Origin of the sequence: Caulobacter segnis (genome assembly GCF_031454995.1) — a bacterium.
Classification (GTDB): domain Bacteria; phylum Pseudomonadota; class Alphaproteobacteria; order Caulobacterales; family Caulobacteraceae; genus Caulobacter; species Caulobacter segnis_E.
This window is the reverse complement of the sequence record NZ_JAVDRV010000001.1, coordinates 187,278-206,708: the sequence shown is the minus strand read 5'-3', so window position 1 is coordinate 206,708 and position 19,431 is coordinate 187,278. Positions and strand designations below refer to the sequence as shown.

General features: G+C 66.6%; 18 protein-coding genes. 10 read left to right on the top strand and 8 right to left on the bottom strand.

Annotated features, from left to right (window positions below; genetic code table 11):
- Positions 1-22 precede the first annotated feature (22 nt).
- Together nrdD and J2728_RS01000 are read left to right on the top strand one after the other, a co-directional pair.
- Positions 23-199: an anaerobic ribonucleoside-triphosphate reductase gene (gene nrdD / locus J2728_RS01005; RefSeq protein ID WP_309995271.1), complete on the top strand. Its 177-nt coding sequence runs from the start codon at positions 23-25 to the stop codon at positions 197-199.
- On the top strand, positions 186-875 hold the full coding sequence (locus J2728_RS01000) for an anaerobic ribonucleoside-triphosphate reductase activating protein (RefSeq protein WP_309995268.1): 690 nt from the start codon (positions 186-188) through the stop codon (positions 873-875). The genes nrdD and J2728_RS01000 overlap by 14 nt, the downstream gene beginning before the upstream one ends.
- Before the next feature lie 167 nt (positions 876-1,042).
- On the opposite strand, the gene J2728_RS00995 is transcribed toward J2728_RS01000, so the two are convergent.
- Positions 1,043-2,209 carry an NnrS family protein gene (locus J2728_RS00995; RefSeq protein ID WP_309995266.1) on the bottom strand — a complete coding sequence of 389 codons (1,167 nt, stop codon included), beginning with the start codon at positions 2,207-2,209 and terminating at the stop codon, positions 1,043-1,045.
- Positions 2,210-2,310: 101 nt separating this feature from the next.
- Positions 2,311-3,477: an acyl-CoA dehydrogenase family protein gene (locus tag J2728_RS00990; RefSeq protein ID WP_309995264.1), complete on the bottom strand. Its 1,167-nt coding sequence runs from the start codon at positions 3,475-3,477 to the stop codon at positions 2,311-2,313.
- Positions 3,478-3,656: 179 nt separating this feature from the next.
- Between J2728_RS00990 and J2728_RS00985 the strand changes: the two genes are divergently transcribed.
- On the top strand, positions 3,657-3,932 hold the full coding sequence (locus J2728_RS00985) for a DUF2249 domain-containing protein (protein WP_309995262.1): 276 nt from the start codon (positions 3,657-3,659) through the stop codon (positions 3,930-3,932).
- 198 nt (positions 3,933-4,130) lie between these two features.
- On the opposite strand, the gene J2728_RS00980 is transcribed toward J2728_RS00985, so the two are convergent.
- The 5 genes from J2728_RS00980 to J2728_RS00960 all read right to left on the bottom strand — a co-directional run bounded on the left by J2728_RS00980 (position 4,131) and on the right by J2728_RS00960 (position 9,731).
- Positions 4,131-4,784, bottom strand: a complete 654-nt coding sequence (locus J2728_RS00980) for a Crp/Fnr family transcriptional regulator (protein WP_309995260.1) — start codon at positions 4,782-4,784, stop codon at positions 4,131-4,133.
- A 504-nt stretch (positions 4,785-5,288) separates the two neighbouring features.
- The gene (locus J2728_RS00975; RefSeq protein WP_309995259.1) at positions 5,289-5,765 is read right to left on the bottom strand and encodes a hypothetical protein; all 477 of its coding nucleotides are present in this window, start codon (positions 5,763-5,765) and stop codon (positions 5,289-5,291) included.
- An 83-nt stretch (positions 5,766-5,848) separates the two neighbouring features.
- Complete coding sequence (locus tag J2728_RS00970) at positions 5,849-6,292, bottom strand: cupin domain-containing protein (protein WP_309995258.1); 444 nt, start codon at positions 6,290-6,292, stop codon at positions 5,849-5,851.
- 24 nt (positions 6,293-6,316) lie between these two features.
- Entirely contained in the window at positions 6,317-8,590 is a 2,274-nt protein-coding gene (locus J2728_RS00965) for a TonB-dependent receptor family protein (RefSeq protein WP_309995256.1), read from the bottom strand.
- Positions 8,591-9,077: 487 nt separating this feature from the next.
- The gene (locus J2728_RS00960; protein WP_309995254.1) at positions 9,078-9,731 is read right to left on the bottom strand and encodes a DUF542 domain-containing protein; all 654 of its coding nucleotides are present in this window, start codon (positions 9,729-9,731) and stop codon (positions 9,078-9,080) included.
- 282 nt (positions 9,732-10,013) lie between these two features.
- On the opposite strand from J2728_RS00960, the gene ubiT reads away from it, so the two are divergent.
- From ubiT to J2728_RS00930, 6 genes are all read left to right on the top strand, one after another.
- Positions 10,014-10,523: a ubiquinone anaerobic biosynthesis accessory factor UbiT gene (gene ubiT, locus J2728_RS00955; protein WP_309995252.1), complete on the top strand. Its 510-nt coding sequence runs from the start codon at positions 10,014-10,016 to the stop codon at positions 10,521-10,523.
- 2 nt (positions 10,524-10,525) lie between these two features.
- On the top strand, positions 10,526-11,518 hold the full coding sequence (ubiU, locus tag J2728_RS00950) for a ubiquinone anaerobic biosynthesis protein UbiU (RefSeq protein WP_309995250.1): 993 nt from the start codon (positions 10,526-10,528) through the stop codon (positions 11,516-11,518).
- On the top strand, positions 11,515-12,417 hold the full coding sequence (ubiV, locus tag J2728_RS00945; RefSeq protein WP_309995248.1) for a ubiquinone anaerobic biosynthesis protein UbiV: 903 nt from the start codon (positions 11,515-11,517) through the stop codon (positions 12,415-12,417). Before ubiU ends, ubiV begins: the two co-directional genes overlap by 4 nt.
- A gap of 1 nt (position 12,418) precedes the next feature.
- Complete coding sequence (locus tag J2728_RS00940) at positions 12,419-13,525, top strand: NAD(P)/FAD-dependent oxidoreductase (protein WP_309995246.1); 1,107 nt, start codon at positions 12,419-12,421, stop codon at positions 13,523-13,525.
- A 388-nt stretch (positions 13,526-13,913) separates the two neighbouring features.
- Entirely contained in the window at positions 13,914-14,945 is a 1,032-nt protein-coding gene (gene nirK, locus J2728_RS00935; protein ID WP_309995244.1) for a copper-containing nitrite reductase, read from the top strand.
- Positions 14,946-15,014: 69 nt separating this feature from the next.
- Positions 15,015-16,211 (top strand): alginate export family protein, encoded by a 1,197-nt coding sequence (locus J2728_RS00930; RefSeq protein WP_309995242.1) that lies wholly within the window; start codon positions 15,015-15,017, stop codon positions 16,209-16,211.
- Positions 16,212-16,285: 74 nt separating this feature from the next.
- Here the strand turns inward: J2728_RS00930 and J2728_RS00925 are convergent, their stop codons facing one another.
- Positions 16,286-18,526: an adenosylcobalamin-dependent ribonucleoside-diphosphate reductase gene (locus J2728_RS00925; RefSeq protein WP_309995240.1), complete on the bottom strand. Its 2,241-nt coding sequence runs from the start codon at positions 18,524-18,526 to the stop codon at positions 16,286-16,288.
- A gap of 306 nt (positions 18,527-18,832) precedes the next feature.
- Here J2728_RS00925 and J2728_RS00920 point away from each other — a divergent pair, with 306 nt between their 5' ends.
- Entirely contained in the window at positions 18,833-19,279 is a 447-nt protein-coding gene (locus J2728_RS00920) for a pseudoazurin (RefSeq protein ID WP_309995237.1), read from the top strand.
- Positions 19,280-19,431 lie beyond the last annotated feature (152 nt).

The window sequence follows — 19,431 nt, the reverse complement described above, 5'->3', positions numbered from 1 at the left end:
AAACCAACCAAAGGACCATGTCATGAGCCAGTTCGACACCGCCCGCGCCGCATCCCATCTGCGTCCGGAAGAACGCCAACGCTGCGAAGTGTGGACCCGGGTAATGGGCTATCACCGCCCTGTCAGTTCGTTCAATATCGGCAAGAAAGGCGAACACGCCCAGCGCGTGAATTTCGTCGAGCCCCATGGCCGGGTCTAGGCTCCGCGTCGGGGGTCTGGCCCGTCTGTCGACTTGCGACTGGCCCGACCACCTGACGGCGACCGTCTTTCTGCAGGGATGCCCGTGGCGGTGCGGCTATTGTCACAACCCCCACCTGATCCCCGCCACGGCGGGCGAAGGCCCCGAATGGCCCGAGATCATGGCGTTCCTGGCCCGCCGCCGGGGGCTTCTTGACGGCGTGGTGTTTTCGGGCGGCGAGCCCACGCTGCAAGGCGAACTCGTCGGGGCGGTGCGGGCCGTGCGCGGGCTCGGCTTCGCGGTCGGCCTCCACACGGCGGGTCCCTATCCCGAGCGCCTGAGCGCCCTGTTGCCGCTGCTCGATTGGGTCGGTTTCGACGTTAAAGCGCCGTTCGCCGGCTATGATGCGGTCACCGGCGTGGTCGGCAGCGGTGATCGGGCCGCCGAGAGCCTGAGGCGGCTCCTGGCCAGCGGAGTCGACTACGAAGTCCGCACGACGGTGCATCCCGATTTACTAAGGGGCGAGGATCTCGATCTCTTGGCGCGCCAACTGCAAACCTTGGGCGTCAAGCGCTATGCGACCCAGGCTTTCCGCGCCCAGGGGTGCGCCGATCCGGTTCTGGCCGCCGCGGCCGGGCCCTCGGCGGTCTTGTCGACAAGCCGCGCCGCCGCCTTCGAGCATCACGCCGTGCGCTAGAGTCCTTTCCGATCTGATTGCATCAATCAGATCGGATAAAAAGGGCTCTCATTCAAAAGTTTAGAGCATTTTTCGATCCGATAACCGTTTCACACTTATCGGAAAATGCTCTAGCAGGCTGTTAGGTCTAGGTGTGGGCGGCCAAGCCGCCCCAGAGCGCGCCAGACTCAGAGGCGCCTGCGCCAGAGCAAAGGACCGTAGGCGAGCGCGAAGCCGCCATAGGCCAGACTCCACAAGAGCGCGGCGGCGGCCAACAAGGTCGGGGTCTGGGCGGGCCACAGCGCCGCGATGAGCCGCGCTACGGCCGCCAGGTTGATCGCGGCGAAGATCGCGATCGTCGCGCCGTCGGCGCTTAGCGCCCGTCCGCAGTGGCCGAGGCTGGCCCGACACATAACCGCAAGGCAAGTGACGCCAACGGCGCCGGCCGTGATCGCATGTATCCCCGCCGGACCGGGGACAAGCTGGGGCCAGATGATGCTGGCGCCGAGCAAGCCGAGCCCAAAGCCCAGCCAGGCGTGGCTAAGATGCAGAATTGCTAGCAGGGGTTCGGCGAGAGTCCGCAGGCCGCGCCAGCGGGTGAGCCGAAAGAGGCAAAGCGCGCCGGCGATCATGAGGCCCGCGCCGGCGGGGAGGGATTGAGGCGCAAGGGTCCAACCCGCCACGGCCAGGCCCGTCGCCGCCAGAGCGATTTTGTCCACGACCGAAAAGGCCTTAGGCAGGACGGTCGCCTTGCGTTGTCGCAGCCAGTTGGTCGTGAAGCTCGGCGTGATCCGGCCGCCGATCAGCGCCAGCAGGAGACAGGCCGCGGCCATGGCCAACCGGGCCCCGAGACCGTTCAATCCCAGCGCGGCGTCGAGGTGGAAGGCTATATTGGCCAGAGCAAGCAGGCTCGTCATCAGGCAGACGGGCAGGTTGCGCCAATTACGGCCCGCGGTCACCTCGCGCCAGATCACGGCGGAGAACGCTAGCAGGAACAGACTGTCGGCGAGCGCCGCGAACGGACCTAGCCTATCCTGAAATAGCATGGCCACGCGGCCCAACAGCCACAGGCTCCACAGTATGGCTAGGCGCGCGCCGATCACGGGCATCCGCCCCGTCCAGTTGGGCACCGCCGTGGTCAGGAAGCCCGCGACAATGGCGGGCAGGAAGCCAAACAGCATCTCGTGGACGTGCCAGTCCCGGCTTCCGACGACCGCGGGCCCGCCGAAGAGACCCCAGATCCATAGGGGCGCGGCCAGGGCCGACCAGACCGCGCCAGCGAAAAAGAATGGGCGGAAGCCATGGCTAAAGATGGCCGGACCGGCATAGGCGCGGCGTTGTTGGGCTGTCGACATCGCGCTCCTCGCCTTGTCGGAAGCGTCTGACTAGTCGGGCGGCTTCGGGTTGTCCTTGCGCGGCGACAAATAGCGGGCGCGTCGCGCCCGGGCGCCGGATCTCAAGAGGCGCCCAGCCCGCGAGCGATCAGATTGCGTTGGATTTCGCTGGTCCCGGAATAGATCGTGTTGGCGCGGCTGGCCAGATATCGCGCGGTGGCCTCGGCGCCGGTCGCGACAAGGTCCGATGAAGACCCCGGCGCGGAAGACCCGTGACGGATCGCTCCGAACGGAACCGCCGCCTCCAGACCCAAGGCGGCGATGTTCTGGCGAAGTTCGCTCCCCACCAGCTTGAGCAACGAGGGGGCCAGGTCGTCGCCGGGGCGCGGTTGCCCGCCGGGCAAGAGGCGCAGCTCAAGCTGTTCGAAGGCCTCCAAGTCGATCGCCAGCGCGGCCAGGCGCTGGGCGAACTCAGGCCCGGTCGCCAAGGCGCGTATCTGCTGCAGCGCGCGACGGACGGACGCCGCGGGCGTGTTGTTCGACCGAGCCAACTGCATTAGTCGCTTGGCGACCCGCCAGCCCTGGCCCTCCGCCCCGACGCGGTGGCCGATCGGGACGGGGACGTCGTCGAAGAAGACCTGATTGAATTCGTGCTCCCCCGAAAGGTCCAGGACCGGCGCCACCGACACGCCTGGGCTGTCCATGTCGATCAGCAGGAAGGTCAAGCCCTCACGTCCGCCGCCCTCCGGACCGGTGCGCATCAGAGCGAACATCCGGTTGGCCAGGTGCGCCCCTGTCGTCCAGATTTTGCAGCCGCGCAGACGATAGTGATCCCCGACGCGGTCGGCGCGGCTTCGGATCGCGGCCAGGTCGGAGCCCGCGTCAGGTTCGGAAAAGCCTTGGCACCACAGGTCGTCGCCGGCGAGGATGGCGGGCAGATAGCGCGCGCGATGGGCCGCCGACCCCTCCTCGATCAGCAGAGGGCCCAGGCTGCGCGCGCCGGCCGCGAACAACGCTGGCGCGTCGTTGAGGACGCATTCCCGGTCGAACAGGAAGCGCTGACGGGGGCTCCAGCCCGCGCCGCCATGGGCCTTGGGCCAGGATGGCGCCGCCCAGCCTTGAGTCTGCAGACGCTTCTGCCAAGTCCTCCCGGCCTGGATATCGGAAAAGAGGCCGATCGTGCGTCGTCCGGCCGCGCGCAGATCCTCGGTGAGGTTCTCGTCGAGGAAGGCGCGAACCTCGGCCAGGAAGGCCGCCTCGGCCGCATCGTGTTCATCCTGGTCGGTCATGGCTTGGTCGCCTCTCGTCGGCGAAGCCTATCCGGTCCGGTGTCTCGACGGCCTTGATCCTGTTCAAGAATGGGGCGGCGCGGCGGGAATTCTGGTTGCGCTGGGGGCTTGTTGTCGCCGCGCAACGAGCGTCTTCGGCGCCAGCCATATCCTGAAAATCCCTTCAGACAGGAGTTTCCATGACTCAAGCCGATTCTTCATCGTCGACCGTTGGCGCGGCCGTGCTGGCGGCCTATCCCTTCGATGCGCGGGGCGTCGCCAAGCGCTTTCGCCATGCGGCTATTTTCGGCGCGCTTGCCACGCTCGAGCCGGGCGAGGCGATGCGTTTCGTCAATGACCATGACCCGATCCCCTTGCTCCGACAGATGCAGGATCGCTTCGGCGCCGCCATAGCGGTTGAGTATAGGGAACGTGGCGACGACGGAGTGGTCATCGACTTCATCAGGGTCGCCTGAACGCGCGGTCTATCCTCATACGCTGGAGTGTTTTCCGATGGGTGTGAAACGATGATCCGATCGGAAAACACTCTTAAACTTTAGGGCTCCAAGAAGCGCGTCCGAGCGCTTGGCCGCTCATGCTCGGGCCAGGAGCGCTCTAACGCGACGGGACCGCCGTGTCCCGCCGTAGGCCTTGGAGGCCGTGGCGATTTCGACTTACATCGGGCCAGCCAGGGCCGTCAGGCCGGCCACATCGCGGACGACGATGCGACGCCGTCCGCCGCCGATTAACTCCCGCTCGTCCCAGGCCGCCAAGGTCCGGCTGACGGTATGAAGCGTCGAGCCGGCCATCTCGGCAAGCTCCTGGCGTGTGACGGGAAAGTCGATCTCGACGCCGAGGCTGGTGTTGCGGCCGGCTTGGCGGATCAGACGCAGAAGGGTGCGGGCGATGCGTCGTTCGACCCGCTCACCCGCCAGATCCCCTACGCGATCCTGAAGCTCGAACAGGCGCTGACCCGCGGCTGCGGCCGAGCCCATGGCGATGTCCGGATAGCGGCTCATGAGCTCACGCATTACGCTGAGCGGCCAATAGATCTCCAGACTGTCCACGACGGCGACCGCATCGGCCGGGAACGGGCGTCCCATCAGCGCCGCCACGGTGCCGTACATTTCCCCAGGTCCGATGAACCGGATCACCGACTGGGCGCCATCGGGACGGGCCTGGACGATCTTGACCCGACCATCAAGCAGTGAATGGCAGGATAGGCCAGGCTCACCCTGACTGAAAATCACCCGGCCTGGCGCAAGCGGTCGGATTCGCCCCGCCGCGATGACCGCCTCCAGCGCCTCGCGACCAAGATGAGAGAACATATCAGCGTCGGCGAGGGCTTGGGTGTCTAGGGATCTGGGCATAACGCTCACACTGAAATAGAGCCGTATTCTAGGCCTCTTTGATCCGGGTCGGTATACGCAGGGCTACCTAGAGCCCTTTCCGATCTGATCGCATCAATCAGATCGGATAAAAAGGGCTCTAATTCAAAGTTTAGAGCATTTTTCGATCCTATAACCGTTTCACACTTATCGGAAAATGCTCTAGCGGGCGCGCGATCCAGGCATCTGCACGCTCGAACACGTCTTCGCGTCAGAACACGCCGCCAGATGACGTCACCCGACCGCCGCGCGAAAAATCGCGCGAAATTGTCGGCGAACAACGTTCCTTTCGGCTTCCGGTGGAAACTGTCCGCGACCTTCGAGCCGGCCCATGCCGCCTCAAGGCCGTCACCCCCGGTCAGACGTGGCGTCATGCCCGCGTCTGGACGACTAGGCCGGATGCTCAGGCATCCGGCCGCCTTGTTCGCGTTGGCCAACGGGGGCCTACGTGAATCTCCATCCGTGGCTCCCCGCGACCGCCACGAGCACGGTCAAGAGGCTGAGGCCAAGGAGCACTTGGTGGACAAGCCGCAGGACGGCGAAGGCGAGTCTTGGCCGCTGGCTGGCCCAGATCGGGAAGAACCGATGCAGGACGAGGGGCTCGCCGACAAAGAGCAGAAGCGCGAACAGAGACCAGACGCCGACCATCGCGGTCATCCACCAACTCTCAGCTTCGGCGAACCGGGACCAGAGATCGAGCCGCGCGGTCATGTAGAATCCGCTTAGGCCAACCACGATGACCGCCGCGCGCGCCTGCCAGACAAAGCGCCGCTCTATGGCCTCGAAGGCCTTCAGTCGATTCTCGCCCAGTTCACCGCGCGCGACGGCGGGCAGAGCGATGGTCGTCGCCATCGACACCCCGCCGATCCAAATGACGACGCCCAACACGTGCAGCGCGCGGGCCAGCGCCAGATCATCCATCGTTCAAACCTTTCGACCCGAGGTCGACCGCCGCCAGTATAGGGCGCGGGATGTGGGGCGGAAGTTCCAGTATTTCGCCCATGTCATGGGACGAGTTGCGCCTTGACGGCGGGCGTCAGCCCGTTGGTAGGGACTCGGACGACCTGGATCACCACGTCGTCGTGGCGGGCCGCGGCCCAATGCTCGCCGCCCTCGGCGGGAACCACGACGACGCTGCCGGGGCCAAACCGGTGCTCGGCGCCTGGAGAGACCTCGGCGCCGTCGCCCCAGGACAGGGTTCCGCTCACCACGGTGACCAAGCGCACGCCGCCGTCGCCTCCGTGCGGCGGAAGGACCTGCCCCTTGCTCAGGCGCAGTAGGACCGACAGCGGCCGGCCATCCTCTCCGAGCGCCAAGATGGTCCTTTGGGCGCCTTCGGCGATCGCTTCGCTCTGGAGCTTTGAGAGGTCGAGCCGCGTGGATTCGGCCAGCGCCAGGCTGGGCGCGAGGGCGGCGCAGGCGGCGAGAACAAGAAGGGGGCGGTTCATGAGAGGTTCCTTTTCTGGGAGCGGTCAGAAGGCGAGGCGCACGCCCGCGCCGATCGCGCGGCCGTCACCGGGAAGAAAGACCGCCTGGTCGGGGCGGGCCTGATCGACGATCAAGGTCGAGGCGGCGTAGGTCGTATCGAGCAGGTTGGTGACCTCCGCATAGACCGTCATGCTCTTGGCCAGCCGATATTCGGCCCGCAGATCCAAGGTCGCGTAGGGGTCGTTGTAGAGGGTTCCGAGGTTGTCGACCGGCGTCTTCTCTGGGGACCAATGCAGGGCGGCCTGAGCCGTCCATCGGTCGGCCGGTCGCCAGTTCAGGCTCGCATTGATCCAGTGGCGCGGCGCGCCGGCGAGGCGATGGTCGCCGCGGACCGGGTCGTTGTGGAACCGGAAGTCCTGGTAGGTGTAGGCGACATCGCCGGAGAGGGCCGTCGTCAGGCGCGCCGCGAGGCCTATCTCGACGCCCAGGTGACGGGTCTTGGCCGCGTTCACCGCGCCTAGGGACACCCCGGTCTCGTCTCTCAGGCTGAGGAGTTCGTCCCTCAGCCAAGCATGATAGACCACCGCGTCCCACGTCAGGCGCTCGGTCGCGCCGCGCCAGCCCGCTTCCAGCGTTAGAGCCCGCTGGGCCTTGAGCGCCGGGGTCGAGAAGGCGGCGGCGGGTTGATTGGGCATGGCCGGATTGGGGCGACCGGGGCTGCTGTTGGGCGTGCCGTTGATCGTGGCGAGCAGATCCTCATGCGTCGGCGGCTCGAAGCTGCGGCTCGCCGCGGCGAATAGGGTCTGGCGGGGCGCCAGGCGCCAGGAGAGACCCAAGGCCGGGCTCCAGCCTTCGTAGGTCCTGGCGTAGCTTGTGCTGAGCGCCGGGACCGCGCCATCGGGCAGGGCGAGGGCCGGTTTGGCGGGATTGTAGGCGGCCGTGGGGCGCGTGGCGGCGCCGTAGCGATCCTCATTGTCGCGTGTGGCGTGAGACCAAGATAGCGAAGGCGATACCGTCAGATGCTCGCCCTGCGGCAGGTTCAGACCGAGGTTTAGCGCCAGGGTGTCGGCCTTCAAACGGTTGCGTCCAAAAAGCGCGCCCCTTTGGCCCGAGCGGTTCAAATAGTACTCGCGATCAGCGGCGCCGGCCGCATACTGCGCCGTCATTTCCAGCAGGGGGAGGGCCCGGACGCCGTCGGGCTTGTAGGCGTATCGCAGCACCGCGGCGCCGTCGCCGCCGTCGGTGACCCGCTCGCCCGCCGAGATCGGAAAGCGGAAGCGATCATCGGTTCGGACATAGCCCAAGGCCACGTCGAGGACGTGCGCGCCGAGCGTGGCCGTCGCGCGCGCCCCCAACTGCGCCTGACTTGCCTCTCGGCGCGGCCGGTCGCGCGGAACGTTGGGGCCAGGGTTGATCGCGCCCGTGGGGGTCACCGTGGGACCGGCGAAGACGCTGTCGGGCGCGCGATCCAACTGCTCTCGCGTCAGCGGTCCCGAGACGTCGAAGTCCAGATCGGCGTAGCGCGCGAAGAGGCGCGCGCTCACGGTCTCCGAGAGGCGGACCCCAAGATTGGCGCCAAGGCTCGCCCGGCGGGACCTATTGTACTCGCGGTAGCCATCCCTGCCGGTGATCTCGCCTTGCGCCAACAGGTCCATGCGCGGACTCGCGACGCCTTGGCGCACGGACACGTCGTACTGGCCAAAGCTGCCGCCGCTGGCCCTGAGCGCTCCGCCTGGCGCATCGCGCCCTGTCGGGGTCACGAAGTTGAGCGCGCCGCCCAGCACCGTCGCGCCCAGCCGGTTGGCCGTATAGCCCCGGTAGACCTCCAGCGCCGTCACCTGTCCGGGATTGGCGAAGCCGACCACATAGGAACCGTCGGCTCGGTTCAACGGCAGGCCATTTTCGAGAACCAGAACACCTCGCTCGACGGGGTTCTGCTGCAGGCCCGAGCCTCGGATCTGTATCCGCGGCTGATCCGGCCCTCCAAAGAAGTCCTGGACGACAACGCCTGGCGCCGCCGCGAGCGCGCGCGAGACGGTTAGGTTGATGCTGGAGGGCATCTTGTCGCCCGTCAGGATCGCGCCGCCGCCGGGCGTCGCGGAGAACCGTCGCGCCACCGCGTTGTCGGGTGCAATGACGATCACCTCCTCGACCACCGCTCCGGGGCTGGCCGACTGGGCGAAGGCGCTCGCCGGCGCCAGTCCAGCGGCGACAGCCAGAGCGACGAGGGCGGCGTGCGGCTCTCGTCGATGCGGGACGGCATCGCGAGAAGGTCGGCGGGGGACGCGGAACTCGGAATAGGGCATCGAGGGCAACATTTGCGATTGAGAGTCGATCGCAAATAGCACGGCGGTTCCGATCTGAAGTTGCGCTGGCGCAACTTCAGACGTGATCGGCGCGCTATCGAACCCTGGGACCGAACACCTAGAGCGATGACATGGGGGGGCAGGCGACCTTGACGTGCGAGATCGCCCCGACCAGAACCGATCCGGCGTCGAAATCGTCGCCATGAAACCGGGCGCTGGTCGAGTTGCGGCGTTTTCCGTCGATCAGAAGCAGCGTTTAGGCGCCGCAAAGGCCTCGTAGCTTGGTTAGCGCGCTGACGCCTGAGCGGTTCATCGGGAGGCCCTTGACCCGGTCACGGATGTTGGACGGGGCGCGGATAGGATGAACCTGTCGGTCCTTCTCCGCCCAGTGCGCGCTCCGACGTTGGCGCGGTCGGCGGCGGGCGGCGCTCTAGGCTCGCCTCTTTCTTGTCGCCGCCTTTTCCGACATGGCGCCAGCGTCATATCGTCGGAAGACGTTTCAACCCATTCGGCGGAAGAGGTCGTTGTTCTCAAGGTGCATGTGGTCGCGAAGATCGGCGTCGATCTCCTGGCAGAGGTCGTAGAGCGCCCGCCACGTGCTGCAAGCGCCGACGGGCGGCGTGAAGTCATGGGTCAACCGCGCCAGACCCTTTAATTGTTCGAGGACATCCTCGTGCTCGGCCGTCATGCAGGCGATCGGACCGTCCACGTGGACCTCGCCGCGGCGGATCATCGGGAAGAGGCCCATTTCCTCTTTCTGATGATGCGTCTCCAGGTCGTCGAACATGAAGGCCAGGTGCTGTGTGAGCCCTATAGGGCAGTCGGGATTGTCGCCATGGACCGACTCGACCCGGGCCGCCAGGTGGATCGCTTCGGGGAACTGCCGCCGATGAACCTCATGATAGCGTTCGAGAAGGTGGTCGATCAACGCGCCGGTGTCGACCGGTACATTATCCGAACCGGGAGCGAGCGCCTCGATCGCCTCGACCAGCGCCTCGATCTCGACGCCACGCCTCTCGGCGGCCGCCGCCAAGGTCGCGTCGCCGGCGCAGCAATAGTCGATCTTGAAGCGGCGAAAGACGGCGGTCGCGCCGGGGCGGCCGATGGCGATGTCGCGAACGGCGAGGCTGGGCAGGGGGGCGGTGGTGTCCATGATGGTCTCCTCTCGGCCCAAACCTAGACGGCGATGCGATCTCCAACGTTGCGCGCCGGCAAACTCGCGGCGCCGCGACCAAGACACGAGGACACACCGTCCAGCCTCATGCGGAACGGCTCCCCATCATGGCGTGGCGCGGCGCGCGACAGGGCTCGCTTTTCCTCGCCAAATCGAGCTGTCCGGTCGGGCGACTTGATAAGTGTCCAACCCGCCCTTGAGCCGCGTCATTGCCCGCCTGGCGGCGCGGACTAGGGTCGCCGCCCCAAGCTTGGAGGCGACATGACCGATGCAAGACGACAGGGAGGCGGAAGCCGCCTTGAGGCGCTGCTGGCGCGTCCTTTGCTGCTGCCGCCAAGCGCCTTCTTGACCTTCAGCCTGCGCCGACTGGCGCGCGCTCACCCCGAGGCCTTCGCCCGGCTGGGCGAGTACGGCCAGCGCCTCTATCTGATCGCGCCGACCGACCTGCCGCTGGCCTTCTGCCTCCGCCCGGCTGGAGCCGATGGCGAAATTCGGCTGGTCGTGGCAAAGGACGCGCCACAGGCGGCGGTGCGAGTGCGCGGTCCGCTTCTGGATCTGCTGCAGCTGTTCGACGGAACGCTGGACGCCGACGCGGCCTTTTTCTCGCGGCGCATTCAAGTCGAGGGCGACACCAGCGCGGTGGTCGCCCTGCACAACGCGCTCGAAGCGGCTGACCTCACATTGGCCGATCTAGTCGGCGCGCCAAAGCCGACGCGGGATTTCGTCAATCGCGGCCTGGCCTGGACCACCCAACGCTGGCGGAGCGCCTGAGCATGGGGTCGATCGAACTGGTCTGCCCCGCCGGCTCGCCGCCGATGCTGCGCGCCGCCGTCGAGGCCGGCGCCGATAGCGTCTATTGCGGCCTGCGCGACGAGACGAACGCCCGCAACTTCCCGGGCCTGAACTTCTCGCCGGCCGAGATGAACGAGGCCGTCGCCTTCGCGCGAGACCATGGCGCCAAGGTGCTGGTGGCCATCAACACCTTCGCCCGCGCCGGGGCCGACGAAACTTGGCGCCAGTCGGTCGATACCGCGGTCGCGGCCGGGGCCCACGCGGTGATCGTCGCCGACATCGGCGTGCTGTCCTACGCCCGCCAGGCCTATCCGGACCTGCGCCTGCACCTCTCGGTGCAGGCGGCCGCCAACTCCGCCGAGGCGATCGCCTTCTACGCCGAGTCCTTCGGGGTGCGCCGGGTGGTGCTGCCGCGCGTGATGACCGCGCCCGAGATCGCGACCCTGGTGAAGGCCACCAGCGTCGAGCTGGAGGCCTTCGTGTTCGGCGGCCTGTGCGTGATGGCCGAAGGGCGCTGCGCCCTGTCGTCCTATGCCACCGGCCGCTCGCCCAACCTGTCGGGCGTCTGCTCGCCGCCCGAAGCGGTCAGCTTCGAGACCGACGCGAACGGCCTGACGCCGCGCCTGGCCGGGGTGGCGATCGACCGTTTCGGCGCCCATGAAGCGGCTGGTTATCCGACCCTGTGCAAGGGCCGGTTCGAAGCGATGGGCGAGACCTCATACCTGTTCGAGGATCCGGTCAGTTTGAACGCCATGGCTGTTCTGCGCGACCTGCGCTCGGCGGGAGTCAAGGCGATCAAGGTCGAGGGCCGCCAACGGGGCAAGACCTATGTCCGGCGCGTGGCCGCGGCCTTCCGGGGGGCGATCGATGCTCTAGACGCGGGCCGCGATTGCGAGCCTTTCGCCCGGATGCTGACGGATCTGGCCGAGGGCGGGCGCGAAACCGAAGGCGCCTACAAGAGGAAGTGGCGATGAGCGCGCTGGAACTGACGGTTGGGCCGTTGATGTTCCTATGGTCGCCGGAGCGCATCGCCGATTACTACGCCGCGATCGCCGCATCGCCGGACGTGTCGCGCGTCTATCTGGGCGAGGTCGTCTGCGGCAAGCGTTCGCCCTTGACCGTGGAACCATTGCTGCTGGCCGAAGAGGCGCTGACCAAGGCTGGCAAAGCGGTGGTCTGGGCCAGCCAGGCCTTGCCGGCCACGCCGCGCGAAGCGAGATCGGTGCGCGAGTTGGCCGAGGCCAGCGCTCTGCTTGAGGTCAATGATGTCGCGGCCTTGGCCAGCCTGCCCAAAGGCGCGGCCTTCGTCGCCGGGCCGATGCTGAACCTCTATAACCAAAGCGCCGTGGCGGCCTTGGCGGCGCGGGGCTGCCGGCGAATCTGCGCCAATGTCGAGCTGTCGCTGGAAGCCATCGCCGCGATCGCCAAGGCCTGTCCCCAGGTCGAGATCGAGCTCTTCGCCTATGGCCGGCTGCCCTTGGCGCTGTCGGGCCGCTGCTATCACGCGCGGGCCCACAAGGCCCACAAGGACGGTTGCCTGTTCGTCTGCGAGACCGATCCGGACGGCATGATTGTCCGGACGGTCGACGGCGAACCATTCCTCGCGGTCAACGGCATCCAGACCCTGTCGTATGGCGTTCACCTGGCCGACGCGGAGGTCGGTCGCCTGGCGGCGGCGGGCGTGAAGGCGCTGCGGATTTCGCCGCACACCGGCGACGTCCACAGCGTCTTGGCGGCCTTCGGGGCCTTTGTTCGCGGAGATTTGGACGGCGCGGGGCTGCGGGCGGCGGTGACGGCGACGCGCCCGCCAGGGCCTTTGATCAACGGCTATCTGTACGGCAGGGCCGGGATGCTGACGGTCGCGGAGCGCTGACATGCGATTCGACGTCGTCATCATCGGCGGCGGTATCGTCGGAGTAGCCCTGGCCGCCCGACTCGCGCCCCACCTCAAGGTGGCGCTGATCGAGCGTGAGCCAGCCTTGGGGACAATGACCACGGCGCGGTCGGCGGCCATGTTTCTACCGTCGTATGGCGGGGCCGCGATCACGCCGCTGACCTTGGCGAGCAAGGCCTTCCTGTCCGAGGCTCCGAATGCGTCGGCGCCTCTTCTGAAGCCGCGCCATGCATTGCATATTGGTCGCCAACCGCATCTGACGGCGTTCGACCAGGAGCGAGCCCCTGACCTAGCCTTGCAAGCTCTTGCGCCCCGTCAGGCTGTCGAGCTTTTTCCGATCTTGCGCGAGAGCGTGATCGACGGCGCGTGGTTGGAGACCCAAGCTGGCGACATCGATGTGGCGGCGCTGTTGGAGCGGTTTCGTCGCATGGCCCTCGGCGCGGGAGCTTATCTGCAGGTCGATGCTGGCGAAATCTCCCCGGAGCGTAGCGCAGGCGCGTGGCGCATCGGGAGTCCGTCAGGCTTGCTGGAGGCGCCGATCATCGTCAACGCGGCCGGCGCTTGGGCCGATAGTCTGGCGGCGCGTTGCGGCGTCGCGCCCTTGGGTTTGACGCCCATGCGACGGACCGTCGTCTTGGGGGCGGCGGTGGCGCGAGAAGGTTTCGAGAGTTGGCCGATCCTCAAGGACGTCCGCGAGCGGTTTTATTTCCGACCCTATCACGGCGCTCTGCTGATCACGCCCGCGGATGCAAGTCCTTCGCCCCCTTGCGATCCAGCCCCTGATATCGCCGACGTCGCGCGCGCCGTGCTGCGGTTCGAGACCATGTGCGATCATCGACTGACGCGGATCGAGCGTCGCTGGGCCGGCCTTAGGACATTCGCCCCCGACCAGGCGCCGGTGGTGGGTTGGTCGGCTGAGATCGAGGGCTATTTCTGGTTGGCGGGTCTTGGCGGCTTCGGCGTCCAGACCTCGCCCGCCGTGAGCCTGTTGGCGGCCAGCCAGATTCTCGGCGAGGCGGTCCCGTCGACGCTGACCGCGCTCGGCGTCATCCCCGAGCGATACGCGCCCGCGCGGTTGGCGGGTTGACGGAAGCTCTTTCGAGCTTTCGACCATGATCATCGGACGCGCAACCAGCCGGATGAAACCGTCGCGCTTAGACTACGTCATCAATGACGAGCCAAGCCACGGCTGGATTGAGGATGGGGCGACCACGTAAGGGGACGCCGCAACAGAGATCAGGGACCCCAAGTCTCCTGTCCTTCCAGTGCGGCTCCGGCCGCGTCGAGGTCCCGCTGGCAGGCGTTTTGCTCCTATCGACCTATGAAGCGCGCGGCCGCGCGCGGTGAAATCTCGGCTGCTTGCCAGGTCCGCAAGCGCGGCGCGCCGAAGCAGTTTGCGCGCGCGCAAAGAACGCGTTGAGGGGAAGGCTACGCATCGGCCCATCGGCGCCGCTCGGGCGCCGGAGGATAGGATTATGAAAGCCCTCGCTCTTTTCGCCACCGCCGCGACGCTCGCCCTGACCGGGGTCGCGGGCGCCCACGCAGCCGCGCCCGACGCTTCGGCCCCGGCCGTCGCCGACATCGTTCGCCCCGCAACCGATTTGCCGTCGCCGATAACCCGCCGCGCGCCTGCGAAGGTCAAGGTTGATCTGGTCACCCAGGAGATCGTTGGCAAACTGGCGGACGGCGCCAGCTACAAGTTCTGGACCTTTAACGGCAAGGTTCCCGGTCCGATGGTCCGGGTCCGCGTCGGCGACACGGTTGAGGTCTCGATGAAGAACGCCGCCGACAGCGAGCACATGCACAATGTCGATTTCCACGCCGTGACGGGCCCCGGCGGCGGCGGCGTCGCCACCATGGCGGCGCCGGGAGAGACGCGAACCTTTACCTTCAAGGCCATGGCGCCGGGCCTCTATATCTATCACTGCGCCACTCCGATGGTGGCTCAGCACATCGCCAACGGCATGTATGGCGCCATATTGGTCGAGCCCGAAGAGGGGCTGCCCAAGGTCGATCACGAGTTCTACGTCGTGCAGGGCGAAATCTATACCGACGAGGCCCTGGGCTCGCAGGGGCTCTTGAATGAGAGCATCGAGAAGCTGCTCAATGAACAGCCCGAATACTACGTCTTCAACGGCGCCTCCAAAGCCCTGACCGGCGACAAGGCTCTGCGCGCCAAGGTCGGTGAGACCGTCCGGATCTTCTTCGGCGTGGGCGGTCCCAACAAGACCTCAAGCTTCCATGTGATCGGCGAGATCTTCGACCACGTCTATCCCTACGGCTCGGCTACCAGCCCGGTCATCAATGACGTGCAGACCGTAACGGTCGCGCCCGGCGGCGCCACCATCGTGGACTTCAAGCTCGAGGCGCCTGGCAACTACATTCTTGTCGACCATGCGTTGAGCCGTTTGGAACGCGGCGGCGCCGGGATTCTCACCGTCGAGGGTCCCGCCAATCTCGAGGTGTTCAACGCCCCGCCGAACCCGCACAAGGGCGGCGGCCACTAGGACGGCGCATAGCGGGGCCGCGAGCGATCGCGGCCCCGTCTTCCTTAGGCAGTTAATCAGGTTCATTCCATGAGAAAGCATGTCCTGTTGGCCTTCGCCGGGGCGAGCGCGCTAGCCTTCGGCCCGCCGGTCATCGCCGCCGAGACGCCCGCCAATTCTGGTCAGCTATTGCTTGAGGCGCGGACGCGCTACGAGTTCTACGATCCCGATGGAGTCGACGCAGAGGCGATCACCACCCGCCTACGTCTGGGGTGGCGACAGCCCATCTCCAAGACCCTTACCGGCCTGATCGAGATGGAGGCTATCGGTGCGATCGAGGACGCCTACGCCGACGGCGTCCACGCCCGACCTGGCAAGGCCACGATCCAGGATCCGGAAGGCGTTGAGCTGAACCGCGCAGTGGTCGAGTGGCGTCCGAACGCCAAGCTCGGCGTCGATGTCGGGCGGCAGCGGATCATTCTGGGCAACGCGCGTTTCGTCGGCAATGTCGGCTGGCGACAGAATGAGCAGACCTTTGACGCCATCAAGCTGGTGGCTAAGCCAACCAAGACGGTCGTCGTCACCTACGCTTATGTTGACCGTGTGCGCCGTCCGCTGGGACACAAGTCGTCCCAAGGCGTCTGGCGCGGTGACGCGCACCTGTTCCTGGCGGAGAGTGATCTGGGCGCGATCGGCAAGGCCAGCGCCTACGCCTTTCTGATGGACTTCAAAAACGCCCCGACCCAGTCCTCAAAAACCTTCGGCGTTCGGCTGGCGGGAGTCCGCGTTCTTAAGCCCGGCCTCAGCGCGACCTGGGAGCTGGAGCATGCCAATCAGAAGGATTGGGGAAGCAGCCCTCAGCGCTACTCGGCCGACTACGATCTGGTCTCGGCCGGACTGAAGACCGCAAGGTCGGCGGCGTCGCTGAACCTGGAACGGCTGGAAGGCGATGGCGTCCACGCCTTTCAGACGCCGTTGGCCACGCTGCATTCGTTCCAAGGTCTTTCGGATGTGATCGGCGCGACGCCGGCCAAGGGCGTGCGCGACGTCTTCCTGCGGGGGACAACGATGGTTGGCTCCAAGCAGCCGCTGAAACTGAGCGGCGAGGCGCACGATTTCGACACCACGGTCGGCGGCCAGAACCTGGGCCGAGAGATCGATTTCTTGGTATCGACGCCGCTGGCCAAGGGGTGGACCCTGGAACTGGGCGTGGCCCGGTTCGAGACGCAAGGGCCGACCTATCCCGACGCGACGCGCGCCTGGCTCAGCCTGGACTTCAAACTCTAGCCTGGAGAAGGGCGCAAAAAAGGAAGGGCCCGCGCCAGGCGGGCCCTTTTTGTTGGGTCATTCAATATGGCCGATTAGCCGCACTTGGAGTAGCCGCAGTCGGTGCAGGTGTCGCAGCTCTCCTTGCGGATTAGGGCCGAGCTGCCGCACCGCGGGCAGACGGCCGGACGGGCGGCTTCGGCGTGACGCGGGTGATCGGTCGGCTCTACCGCCTCGCCGATCCGGGGTGTGGCGGCGATGAACTCGTGGCGCAGGTGGCGCTCGACCACGCCGCCAATCGCGGCTGGCAGCGACGGAACATAGCGCCCCGACAGCCAGGCGCCGCCCTGCGGATCGAACACCGCCTTCAGTTCTTCGGCCACGAAGCCGACGTCGCCGCCGCGCCGGAATACCGCCGAAATCATCCGCGTGAGAGCCAGTGTCCAGGCGTAGTGCTCCATGTTCTTGGAGTTGACGAAGATCTCGAACGGTCGCCGCTGGCCGTCGATCTCGGCGTCGTTGACGGTGACGTAGACCGCGTGAGCGCTGTGGGGCCACTTGATCTTGTAGGTCATGCCCGCCAACGCCTCGTCGCGCGCGGCCAGCGGAAGGTCGGGCGCGGGCTCCTCGACGGGCGGCGGCGTGTCGACCGACAGCACCGAACCCGTCACCGCGTTAGGCCGATAGGTCGTCAGGCCCTTGCACCCCGAGCGCCAGCCTTCGAGGTAGACGTCGCAGAAGGCGTCGAAGGCAATGTCGGCCGGGCAATTGACGGTCTTGGAGATCGAACTGTCGATCATCGATTGGGCGGCGGCTTGCATGACCAAATGCTCGCGCGGCGACAGCGTCTGAGCCGAGACGAAGACGTCCCGCGGCGGCTCCGCGTCGCCGTGAAGACGCTTCCAGACTGTTAGAGCATAGTCCTCGACCGCCTCTTGCCGGGTCGAGCCGTCAGGCTGGCGGACCTTGCGGTTGTAGGCATAGGCGAACACTGGCTCGATCCCCGACGAGACGTTGCCGGCCACCAGCGATGTGGTGCCGGTCGGAGCGATCGAGGTCAGGCAGCCGTTGCGCAGCCCGTGTTTGGCGACTAGGGCGCGCGTCGTCTCGTCCAGATCCATCAGGTTGGGTCGGCTAAGCACCTCGGGGTCGTAGGCCGGATAGGCGCCCTTTTCGGCGGCCAGTAGAGCCGAGGCGCGGTAAGCCTCGCGCTTGATGATCCCCAGCCAGCGCTTTGTGGTCCGCGCGGCCTCTTCAGAGCCGTAAATCTGGCCGCAGAAGATCAAGGCGTCGGCGAGGCCCGTGACGCCCAGGCCCAGCCGCCGCTTGGCGCGCGCTTCCTGGGCCTGGGCCTCGAGGGGGAAGCGCGAAACGTCAATGACATCGTCCAGGAAGCGGATGGCGACATGGGTCAATGCGGCCAGCCGCTCCTCATCCAGAGCCGCGCCCCCGGCGAACGGAGTCGCCACCAGGCGGGCTAGGTTGATCGAGCCCAGCAGGCAAGCGCCATAGGGCGGGAGCATCTGCTCGCCGCAGGGGTTGGAGGCGCTAATGGTCTCGCAGGCGGCCAGGTTATTGCGAGCGTTCACCCGATCGACAAAGATCACGCCGGGCTCGGCGTAGGCGTAGGTCGCCGTCATCAGCCGCGTCCAGAGATCGGCGGCTTTGACAGTCCGGAACACCTCGCCGTTGAACACCAGCGGCCACTCGGCGTTGGCCTGCAGGGCTTCCAGGAACCCGTCGGTGACGAGCACCGACAGGTTGAAGTTCCGCAGACGGGTGGGATCGCGCTTGGCGTCAATGAAGGCCTCGATGTCGGGGTGGTCGATGCGCAGACAGCCCATCATCGCGCCGCGTCTCTGGCCCGCCGATAGGATGGTGCGGCACATCGAATCCCAGACATCCATGAAACTCAAGGGGCCCGAGGCGTCGGCGCCGACCCCGCGCACGGGCGCGCCGGCCGGGCGGATGGTCGAGAAGTCCATGCCCACGCCGCCGCCCTGCTGCAGGGTGACCGCCGCCTCGCGCAGGTGCTCGAAGATGCCCGGCAGGTCGTCGGGTAGGGTTCCCATGACGAAGCAGTTGAACAGGGTCACGGCCCGGGCGGTGCCGGCGCCGGCGAAGATCCGGCCGGCGGGCAGGAACTGAAAGTCGGTCAGGGCTTCTAGGAATCGCTCGCGCCACTCTTCCCTGACCTCTTCGGGTTCGGCCAGAGCGATAGCCTCCGACACCCGTCGCCAACTGTCCTCGACACCGGCGTCGCCGCCGCCACCGTCCGGCGTGAACCTGTACTTGGCGGCCCATATCTCCGCCGCGAGGGGAATGTCGAAGGCCATGGTCCTGCTCCGTCACCAAGGGATGGGAGAGGTTGGAGGATTCGACATCGGTCTGAATTGTCGAAGAACAAGGAGGTCGTCCGCGCGTCACGCCAGAGCGCGGATCAGAATGGTGCGGCCCAACGCGATCCTCTGGAAATCCTGGCGTGCTAGGACGACTTCCGCGAGCCCAGACGGCTGGAGGCGGCGGCGCTTGCGTCACGAATCTCCGCGATCGCTTGCGCTGGCGCAATGTCGCCCCTCTCCGTCGAGTCTATCGACAACGGCGAGCGAGCGGGCTTTCCGCCGCGAAGCAAGGTGATTTAAATGCTCAAGTCCGTTCTCCTGGTCGGCGCCGTCGTGGGCGCTTTGGCCGTCGCCGGAGCGGCCGGCGCGGCGGAACTTCAGGTCAAGATGCTGAACTCCGGCGCGCGAGGCATGATGGTGTTCGAGCCAGCGACGGCGAAGTTGAAGGTCGGTGACACCGTGCGCTTCATTCCGACCGACCCGGGCCACAACGCCGAGACCATTAAGGAAATGTGGCCGGCCGGTGTTCCCGAGATGAAGGGCGTGCTTGGCAAGGAAGTCGTCGTGAAGCTTACCAAGACCGGCGTCTACGGCTTCAAATGCATGCCGCACTGGACCATGGGCATGACCTTCGTAGCCAAGGTCGGCGACGGCAAACCGAACGCGGCCGAAGCCGAAGCCGCCATCGCCAAGGCTCCGCCGCTGGCCCGCAAGCGTCTGACGGTCGACTTCGCCGCGATCAAGTAGGGCCGCGATCAAGTAGGGCCGCGATCAAGTGAGAGCGGGCGTCGTTCTCTACTTGTCGCGGACTGGCGAGGAGCTTCGCTCAGAACTTGATCGCCGGCCCTTGTCTCACGTCGCGCCAGTAGCCGGGCGGGACGGATCTATAGGACTTCGCA